Origin of the sequence: Streptomyces anatolicus (genome assembly GCF_019400875.1) — a bacterium.
GTDB classification, from domain to species: domain Bacteria; phylum Actinomycetota; class Actinomycetes; order Streptomycetales; family Streptomycetaceae; genus Streptomyces; species Streptomyces anatolicus.
In genome coordinates this window covers 1-10,876 of sequence record NZ_WMBF01000204.1, presented here as the reverse complement: position 1 = coordinate 10,876, position 10,876 = coordinate 1, and the positions used below count along the sequence as shown (strand labels likewise).

The following is a 10,876-nucleotide window of genomic DNA, read 5'->3' as shown; positions in this document are numbered from 1 at the left end:
CCCCCTCGACCCGGCCGCCCTGCGCGCCGCCCTCGCGGGTGTGCTGCCCGGGCACATGGTGCCGTCCGCCGTCGTGGTGCTCGACCGGATGCCGCTCACCCCGCAGAACAAGATCGACCGGCGGGCCCTGCCCGCGCCGGAGCGGTCCGTGTCGGCCGGTCATGTGGCGCCGCGGACGGCCGAGGAGCGGGCACTCGCCGGGATCTGGGCGGATGCCCTCGGCGTCGACGAGGTCGGGGTCACCGACGACTTCTTCGACTTGGGCGGTGAGTCGATCCTCGCCGCCCGCGTGCTCGCCCGCGTCCGGGACGACCTGGGCGTCCGGCTGACCGTGCGGGACGTGTTCACCGCGCGGACCATCGCCGCGCTCGCGCCCCTGCTCGCCGACCCCTCCGCCGCCGCGCCGCCCGAGCCGATCCCGCCGGCCCCCCGCGAGGGCGGGCTGCCACTGTCCAGCGCGCAGCGGCGGCTCTGGTACCTGGACGACCTGACCGACGGCGGCACCGAGTACAACACCGGTGTCTCCCTCCGGCTGCGCGGCCCCCTGGACCCGGACGCGCTGCACCGCTCCCTGCTCCGGCTCGCGGCCCGGCACGACTCCCTGCGCACCTCGTTCCCCACCGTCGACGGCCAGGGCGTCCAGCGTGTCGCGGCGGAGCCGGACGTACCCCTGCGGACGGCCGATCTCACCGGCATACCCGACGCCCGGCGCGACGAGGCCGCCGAGGAACTGCTCACCGAGGAGCTGGGCCACCCCTTCGACCTGGCGGCCGGACCGCTCACCCGGGCGCTGCTCGTCCGGCTCGTCGACGACGACCACCTGCTGCTCCTGGCCCAGCACCACATCGTCACCGACGGCTGGTCGGTCGGCATCCTCACCCGTGAACTCGCAGTCCTCTACCACGCGGAGGCGACGGGTGAACCGGACGGCCTGACGCCGCCCGCCGTTCAGTACCCGGACTTCGCCGTCTGGGAGCGCCGGCAGCGGGCCGGTGACGCGGACACCGCCGACCTGGCCTACTGGAAGCGGCACTTGACGGGGCTTCAGCACCTGGAGCTGCCCACGGACCGGCCGCGTCCCGCCGAGCGCACCACCGTCGGCGCGACCCACCGGCACGTGCTGCCCGCGGAGTTGATGTCCCGGCTGCGGCAACTGGCCGCGGGGCGCGGCACCACGGCGTTCACCCTGTTCGCGGGCGCCGCCGCGCTGCTGTTCTCCCGCTACTCGGGACAGCGGGACATCGCGTTCGGCACCGTCACCAACGGGCGGGGCCGGCAGGACCTGGAGGACGTGCCGGGCTTCTTCGCCAACACCGTGGTGCTCCGCGGTGAAGTGGACGAACGGGCGACCGTGGACCGGTTCGTGGAGACGATGCGGACGACGGTGCTCGACGCCTTCGCCCACGACGGGGTGCCGTTCGACCGGGTGGTGGAGGAACTGGCCCCGCCCCGCGACCCGAGCCGCACCCCGCTGGTGCAGGTGCTCGTCGTGCAGCAGACCGCCTCTCCCGCACTGCCGCCCGCCGGTGGACTGCGCGTCACCGGACACCCGCTGCCCCGCCCCGCCGCCCGCTTCGACCTGGTCCTGGAGTTCACGCCGGACGCGGACGGCGGCTGCGTACTGACCGCCGAGTTCAACAAGGACCTGTTCGACGCGGCGACCGTGGCCCGGATGACCGCCCACCTGCACCGGCTCCTGGAGGGCATGGCGGACGCGCCCGGCCGCAGGCTGGCCGAACTGCCCATGCTCGCGGCCGAGGAACAGCGCACGCTGGTGGAGAGGTGGAATCCGCCGGCCCGCGCGGCGCGCGAGAACGAGTACGGCACGCTGCCCGCACTGCTCCACGCACAGGCGGCCAGGACCCCGGACCGTACCGCCGTCGTCTGCGGCGACGTCCGGCTGGACTACGCCGAAGTCACCCGGCGCGCCTCCCGTCTTGCCCGCCTGCTCGTCGCGCGCGGCGCGGGCCCCGAGAGCCTGGTCGCGCTCTGCCTGCCGCGCTCCGCCGACCTCGTGCCCGTGCTGTGGGCGGTGCTCGCCTCGGGCGCCGGCTACCTCCCGGTCGACCCGGCCTACCCCGCCGACCGGGTCCGCCTCATGCTCGACGACGCCCGGCCCGCCCTCGTCCTGGCCACCCGTGAGACCGCCTCCGCGCTGCCCTCGGATTGCGTACCGCTGCTCCTGGAGGACTGCGCCGCGCCGGACGCGCCCGACGCCCAGCAGACCGACGCCGCCCTGGTCGACGCCGCCCTGGCCGACACCGCGCTGACCGACACCGACCGGCTCCGGCCGCTGCTGCCGGACCATCCCGCGTACGTCATCTACACCTCGGGTTCCACCGGCCGCCCCAAGGGCGTGGTGGTCAGCCACCGCAGCGCCGCCGCGCTCGCCGCGTGGGCGGGGGAGCGGTTCGGGCCCGACGGCCTGGCCCATGTGATCGCCTCCACCTCCCTCAACTTCGACGTCTCGGTGTTCGAACTGATCTGCCCCCTGGTGGCAGGCGGCACCGTCGAGGTGGTCGCCGACCTGCCGGCCCTCGCCGACGGCGCCGGGCCCCGGCGCGCCACTCTGCTCAGCGGCGTGCCGTCCGTCGTGTCCCGGCTCGTCGCGGGCGGCACGGCACCCCTGAGGGCCGACACCGTCGTCCTCGCCGGTGAGGCCCTGCCCGCGCAGACCGCGCAGGACGTGCGGGCCGCCATGCCCGGCTGCCGGATCGCCAACGTCTACGGCCCCACCGAGGCCACCGTCTACGCCACCGCCTGGTTCGGCGGTGACCGGCTGCCGGAGCAGGCCCCGCCCATCGGCGACCCGGTGGCGCTCACCCGTACCTACGTACTGGACACCGCCCTGCGGCCGCAGCCCGTCGGCGTCCCCGGCGAGCTGTACCTCGGGGGCGGCGGCCTGGCCCGCGGCTATCTGAACCGGCCGGGACTGACCGCCGCCCGGTTCGTCGCCGACCCGTTCGGCGCGCCGGGGGAGCGCATGTACCGCACCGGCGACCTGGTGCGCCGACGTCCCGACGGCGCACTCGAATACATGGGCCGCACGGACCAGCAGGTCAAGGTGCGCGGCTTCCGCATCGAACTGGGCGAGGTGGAGGAGGCGCTGCGCGGCTGCGCGGGCGTGGCGGAGGCGGCGGCCGTCGCCGCCACCGACGGTGACGGCAACCGGCGCCTGGTCGGCTATGTCGTCCCGGCCGCCGGTCAGCGCGCCGAACCCGAGGCGGTGCGCCGGGACCTCGGCCGTACGCTGCCCGACTACATGGTCCCGACGACCGTCGTCATACTGGACGCCCTGCCGCTCAACCCCAACGGCAAGCTCGACCGCGGCCGCCTCCCGAGCCCCGGCCCCGCCGCACGTGCGGTACGCCATGTCGCGCCCCGGACGCCCACCGAGAGCGCCCTCGCCCGGATCTGGGCGGAGGTGCTGCGGGAGGAGCGCATCGGCGTCGACGACAACTTCTTCGAACTCGGCGGCGACTCGATCCTCAGCATCCAGGTGGTGGCCCGCGCCAGACAGGAGGGCCTGCCGCTCACCTCCCGGAACCTCTACCAGCACCAGACCGTCGCCGCCCTCGCGCACTGCGCGGACGCGGCGGCCGGGCCGCGCGAAGCCGCGCCCGCACCCGAGGCGCCCACCGGCACGGCCCCCCTGACTCCCATCCAGGAGTGGCTGTTCGACGCCGTCGGCGAACGCGCCGGCCACTTCTCCCAGGCGCTCTCCCTCCGCATGCCCGCCGACGTGGACCCGGCGGCGCTGCAGGACGCGCTGAACGACCTGGTCGCCCACCACGACGCCCTGCGTTCCCGCTTCACGGGAGAGGACCCGGTGGGCTGGCACATCGACGAGCGGGCACCCCGCCTCGAACTGGCCCGCCACACCGGTCCGGAGACGGACACGCCGCACCTCGGCCCGTTCGACCTCACCCGGGGGCCGCTGCTGCGGGCCGTGCTGCACGCCCCTGACGACGGCGCGTCCCACCTGCTGCACCTCGCCGTGCACCACCTGGTGGTCGACGGGGTCTCCTGGCGGCTGCTCCTCGAGGACCTGGACCGTGCCTACCGGGCCCGCCGCGCGGGTGAGGACGGCGGCGCGGCACTGCCCGCGAAGTCCACGCCGCTGCGGCAGTGGGCCCGCAGACTGAACGCCCACGCGGCGGACGGCGGCTTCGACGACGAGCGCGCGTACTGGGCCGAAGCGCTCCCCGAGTCCGCGTCCGGGCCCGCCCTGCCCGTCGCACTGACGGGCGGCCCCGGCACCTACGCCGAGCAGCGGTCGCTCACCGTGCGCCTGGGCGCCGAGGCGACCTCGGCCCTGCTGCGCACCCTGCCCGACACCTACCGCACCCAGGCCAACGACGTCCTGCTCGGCGCGCTCGGCCGGGCGCTGTGCGGCTGGAGCGGCCGGGAGCGGGTGGTGGTCGACGTCGAGGGACACGGCCGCGAGGAACTCTTCGGCGAGCTGGACATCAGCCGCACGGTCGGCTGGTTCACGACCCGGCACCCCGTCGCGCTCGCCGTTCCCGGGGACGCCGACTGGGACACCGTACTGAAGCAGGTCAAGGAGCAGTTGCGCGCCGTGCCCCGCAACGGCCTCGGCCATGACGTGCTGCTCCGGCTCGCCGGTCCCGGGAAGGCGCCGCGCGCCGCCGCCGCGCAGATCAGCTTCAATTACCTGGGCCGCATGGACACGCCGGAGGACTCCGACAGCCTCTACCGGGGCACCGTACGCCCGCTGGAACTGGACGCCGACCCGGCGGTCGAGCGCCCGCACGCCATCGAGGTCGTCGGCCAACTCGTGGGTGACGCACTGGAGTTCACCTGGTTCTACGCCGACCTCGCGGGCCACAAGGACACGGTCGCGGATCTCGCGGGGCGCTTCAGCGACGCGCTCACCGACCTGGCCCGGCACGCCGCCCGCCCGGGCGCCGCCGGGCGGACCCCGTCCGATTTCCCGCTGGCCCGCCTCGACCAGGCCGCCGTGGACCGGATCACCGGCGCCGACCCGGCCGCCGTGGCCGACGTCCTGCCGCTCACGCCCACCCAGACCGGCATGCTCTTCCACGGCCTGTCCCAGGACGACAGTGGCGTCTACGTCCAGCAGTTGACGTTCCTCCTGGACGGCGTGCCCGACGCGGCGGCACTCGCCGCGGCCTGGCAGCACGTCACCGACCGCACCGAGGTGCTGCGCGGCCGGGTCGTCTGGCAGGACGTACCCGAACCGCTGCTTGTGGTGGAGCGTCACGCGGCCGTGCCCGTCACCCACGTCGACTGGCGGGACCTGACGGAGGACGAGCGCCGTGCCCGTCTCGACGAGCTGCTGGTCAGGGACCGCGCCGACGGCATCGACCTCGGGCGGGCCCCGCTCCAGCGCCTGTTGCTCGCCCGCGTCTCCGACACCGCCGTGCGCGTGGTGTGGTCCTTCCACCACCTGCTGCTCGACGGCTGGAGCATGTTCCAGGTGCTCTCGGACGTCTTCGCCCACCACGCCGGACCCGACGATGCCGCCCTCCCGCACCGCCCGTCCTACCGGGAGTACGTGTCCTGGCTGCGGCGGCGCGACCAGGAGGCGGCCGAACGGCACTGGCGGGGCCGCCTGTCGGGCCTGACCGAGGCCACGCCGCTGCCCTACGACCGCGAGCCGCGCGAGGCCCACCGCGCCGAGTCCACGCACGCGGTCCACGGCACGCTGCCCGCGGTCGACACGCGCGCGCTGGAAGAGCTGGCCCGCGCCTCGGGCCTCACCCTGAACACCCTGGTGCAGGGCGCCTGGGCGCTGCTCCTCGCCCGGCAGGCGGGCCGCGACGACGTGGTGTTCGGCACCACCGTCTCCGGCCGGCCCGCCGAGCTGCCCGGTGCCGAGGCCATGACCGGCCTGTTCATCACCACCCTGCCCACCCGGGTCACCGTCCCCGGTGATGGCACCCTGCTCGACTGGCTGCGCGCCCTCCAGCAGGACCAGAGCGAGGACCGGCGCTTCGACCATCTGCCGCTCACCCGGATGAAGACGTTCACCGGACTCCCCGAGCGCGTCGGTCTCTTCGACAGCATCGTCGTCTTCGAGAACTACCCGGTGGACGACGACCTCGCCGCCACTCACGGACTGCGCCTGAGCGGCCTGGAAGGCGTCGAGACCACCAACTACCCGCTGGGCCTCACCGCTTACCCGGGCCCGGAGCTCGGCCTGCGCCTCGGCTACGACCCCGAGCTGTTCGACGCCGACACGGCCGAGCGCATGACCGAATACCTCACCGTCCTGCTCACCGGCATGACCACCGCCTCGCCGTGCCCGCCCGCCCGGCTGCCGCTGCTCGGCGAGGAGCGCCGCGAACAGGTCCTGCGCGCCTGGAACGACACCGCCACCGACCTGCCCGAGAGCACCGTCGCCGACCTCTTCGCCGCCCAGGTGCGCCGCACTCCTGACGCCGTGGCCCTGGAAGCCGGGGATGCGCACCTCACGTACCGTGAACTCGACGCCCGTGCCTGTCAGTTGGCGGATCGCCTTGCTGGGGTGGGCGTACGTCCGGAGTACCCGGTCGGCGTCCTCATGGACCGTTCCGTCGACCTGATCGTCACCCAGCTGGCGCTCGTGCGCACCGGCGGCGTGTATGTGCCGCTTGACGGCAGGGCGCCGGCCGAGCGGCTGCGCCGGACGCTTGCCGAGGCCGGGGCCCGCCTGCTGCTCACCGACGCCGCCTGGGAGGTGACGGCCCGCGAGGTGCTGCCGGGTGACGGCGTCCTGCGGGCCGACGGCGCCTTCGAGCCGCCCACCGGGCCGGTGCCCCACCATGCCGTGCACCCCGACAACGTCCAGTACCTGATGTTCACTTCGGGCTCCACCGGCACTCCCAAGGGCGTCGCGGTACGCCAGCGGGACGTCGCCGCGCTCGCCCTCGACCGGGCCTTCGCCGGACACGACCGCGTCCTCGTCCACTCGCCGCACGCCTTCGACGCCGCCACCTACGAGGTGTGGGTGCCGCTCCTGCGCGGCGGCACCGCCGTCCTCGCCCCGCCCGCCGACCTCGACGCCACCCACGTACGACACGCCGTTACCGAGCAGCGGGTGAGCAGCCTGTGGCTGACCGCGGGCCTCTTCCGCCTGCTCGCCCAGGAGGACCCCGGCTGCCTGCGCGGCGCCCGTGAGGTATGGACGGGCGGCGAGGCCGTGCCGGGCGCGGTGGTGCGCCGGGTGCTCGACGCCTGCCCCGGCCTGACCGTCGTCGACGGCTACGGCCCTACCGAGACCACCACCTTCGCCACCCGCCGCGTCTTCCGCTCCGGCGACCCGCTGCCCGCCGTACTGCCCATCGGGCGCCCGCTCGACAACACTCGTGTGTACGTCCTCGACGGCACCCTCCAGCCGCAGCCGCCCGGCATCCCCGGCGAGCTGTACATCTCGGGCGCCGGTCTGGCCCGGGGCTACGCTGGACGGCCCGGCGCCACCGCCGCCCGCTACCTCGCCGACCCTTACGGGCCGCCCGGCACCCGCATGTACCGCACCGGCGACATCGTGCGCTGGAGCGCCGACGGCGAGCTGCACTTCGTCGGCCGCGCCGACGACCAGATCAAGATCCGCGGCTTCCGCGTCGAACCCGCCGAGATCGAGGCGCGGCTCACCGCTCACCCGGCCGTCGCCGAGGCCGTCGTATCCCTGTACGAGGACGGCGGACGCAAGCGGCTCGCCGCCCACCTCGTGCCGTCCCGCACCGCCGAACTGCCCTCCGCCGCCGGGCTGCGTACCCACCTGTCGGCCGGACTGCCCGACTACATGCTGCCCGCCGCGTTCGTCACCGTGCCCGAGCTGCCCCTGACGGCCAACGGCAAGGTCGACCGGCGACGGCTGCCCGCCCCCGAGTGGGCGGCAGGCGGCGAACAGGCCCACCGCGCCCCGCGCACCGAGGCCGAGCGCGTCCTCACCGGCATCTGGGCCGAACTCCTCGGCGTGGCACGGGTCGGCGTGGACGACAACTTCTTCATGCTGGGCGGCGACTCCATCCTCAGCATCCAAGTGGTCTCCCGCGCCCGCGCGGCAGGGCTCACGCTCAGCCCCCGCGACCTCTTCCGGCACCCCACCGTGGCCGAACTGGCCGCCGCCACCGAGGGCGCCGCGCTCGCCGTCGCGGGCACCGAACCCGTCTCGGGTGCGGCGCAACTGCTGCCGATCCAGCACTGGTTCCTCGACCCGCGCCCCGCGCACCCCGCCTTCTTCAACCAGTCCGTCGTCATCGAGACGGCCGGCCCCATCGACCTGGACGCCCTGCGGACCGCCCTCACCGCCCTGTGGACGCACCACGACGCCCTGCGCGCCCGGTTCCTCCTCGACGGCGACGGCGACGGCGGTGGCGATGGCGAGGGCGCCTGGCGGCAGGACATCGCCGCCGCCGACGGGCCGATACCGGAGCTGCTTCAGGTCCACGACCCGGCGGACGAGGAGCGCGTCACCGCAAAGGCGCACAGCGAACTCCGCCTCGAGACCGGCCCGTTGTTCACCGCCCGGCTGTTCGCCACTGACGGCGGCCGGCTGTCCGCCACCGACGGCGCCCGGCTGCTGCTCGTCGCCCACCACCTGGTGGTCGACGGCGTCTCCTGGCGGATCCTGCTCGAAGACCTGGAGACCGCCTACCGGCAGGCCGCGTCCGGCGCACCCGTACGGCTGCCCGCCCGCACCACCTCCGTGCAGGAGTGGGCCGCCCGGCTGCGCGACGACGAACGCTTCGCCGCCCAGCTCGGCCACTGGGAGCAGACCGCCCGCGCCTGCGCCGACCCGCTGCCCGTGGACCACGACGGCGGCAACACCACGGCCGACGTCCGCGAGGTCACCGTACGCCTCGACCGCGACCACACCGACGGTCTCCTGCGCCGCGTACCCGGCGTCTACCGCACCCGCGTCGACGACGTGCTGCTCACCGCACTCGGCCGGGCCCTCGGCGACTGGACCGGACGCGACACCGTCGCCGTCGGCCTGGAAGGGCACGGCCGTGAGGACCAGCTCTTCGAGGACATCGACCTGTCCCGCACGGTCGGCTGGTTCACCTCGCTCTACCCTCTCGCGCTGTCCGTCCCGGCCGGTTCCTGGGGCACCGCGCTGAAGTCGGTGAAGGAGCAGCTGCGCGCCGTACCCGACCGTGGCATCGGCTACGGCGTACTGCGCCACCTCGCCCGCGCGCACCGGCTCACCGGCACGCCCGAACCCGGCATCAGCTTCAACTACCTGGGCCGCTTCGACTGGTCCGCCGACGAGGGCACCCTGGTCGGGGCGGTGCCCGGCGGTCTGGGCGGAGCCGAGGCACCGGACACTGAGCGGCCGCACCTGCTGGACGTCGTGGCCCGGGTCGAGGACGACCAGCTGGAGATCACCTGGTACTACAGCGCCGGACGCCACCGCGAGGAGACCGTCACCGCGCTGGCCGACGCCATGCTGCGGGCGCTCGGCGACATCGTCGGGCACTGCGCCCTGCCGGACGCGGGCGGCCGTACCCCCTCCGACTTCCCGCTGGCCCGCCTCGACCAGAGCGCCGTGGACCGGATCGCCGGGGACGGCCGGGACGTCGCGGACATCTACCCGCTGACGCCGATGCAGGCCGGCATGCTCTTCCACAGCCTGCTCGACGCCGACAACCGTACGTACGTCAACCAAGTCCAGCTCGTGCTGTCCGGCGTCACCGATCCGCACGCGCTCGCCGAGGCGTGGCAGCAGACTGCCGACGCCAACCCGGTGCTGCGCACCCACCTCGTGTGGCAGGAGACCGCGGAACCCCTCCAGGTCGTCCGGCACCGGGCCACCGTGCCCGTCACCCACCACGACTGGACCGGATGGTCCGCCGAGCGCGGCGTGCCGGAGCTGGACCGCCTGCTCGCCGAGGACCGGGAGGCCGGTATCGATCTGGGCGCCGCGCCGCTGATGCGGCTGACGCTGATCCGGCTCGCGGCGGACCGGGTCCGCCTTGTGTGGACCTTCCACCACGTCCTGCTGGACGGCTGGAGCGCCGCCCAGGTCTTCGAAGAGGTGTGCGAGCGGTACGCCGCTCTGGTGGCGGGACACAGCCCGCGACTGCCGGACCGGCGGCCCTTCGCCGACTACCTGCGCTGGCTGTCCGGGCAGGACACCGAGCGCGCCGAGCGGTACTGGCGCACCACCCTCGCGGGCTTCCTGGCACCCACCGAACTGCCCCGCGACCGGCGGCCCGCCGACGCCCACCGCGCCTCCTCCTCCGAGTCCGTGCGGATGGCCCTCGGCGCGGACGTCTCGGCCCGGCTGCGGGAGACCGCCCAGCGCGCCGGACTGACCCTCAACACGGTCGTCCAGGGTGCGTGGGCGCTGCTCCTGTCCCGTTACGGCGGCGGTGACGACGTGGTGTTCGGTACGACCGTCTCCGGCCGGCCCGCCGACATGCCCGGTGTCACCTCGATGGTCGGCCTGTTCATCAACACCCTGCCCGTGCGGGCCCGCGTCGACGGGCGGCGCGCGCTCCTCGACTGGCTGCGCGAGCTGCAGGACGCCCAGGCGGAGGCGCGGCGCCACGACTTCGTCTCGCTGGCGCAGGTGCAGTCGTGGAGCGATGTGCCCGGCGGCACCAGCCTGTTCGATTCCCTCGTGGTCTTCGAGAACTACCCCTTCGACGAAGGCGCCATGGCCCGGCACGGCCTTGCGATGGAGGGGGAGCGGGACCTGGAACCGACGAACTACCCGCTCAGCGTGGTCGTGGCACCCGGCGAGAGCCTGGCCGTGAACCTGGACTACGACCCGGCCGCCTTCGACGCCGGAACGGTGGAGGGGCTTGGCGAGAGCCTGCGTGCCCTGCTGACCGGTATGGCCGACGCGCCGGACGGTCGCCTGGGTGACCTGGCCCTTCTCGATCCGGGGGAGGGGCGGGAG

1 protein-coding gene is annotated in these 10,876 nt (G+C 74.5%); it reads left to right on the top strand.

Features of this window, described 5'->3' with window-relative positions; translation table 11 throughout:
- Window positions 1-10,876: non-ribosomal peptide synthetase (locus GKQ77_RS18845; protein ID WP_219690084.1), on the top strand; the 10,876-nt coding region annotated here is incomplete at both ends.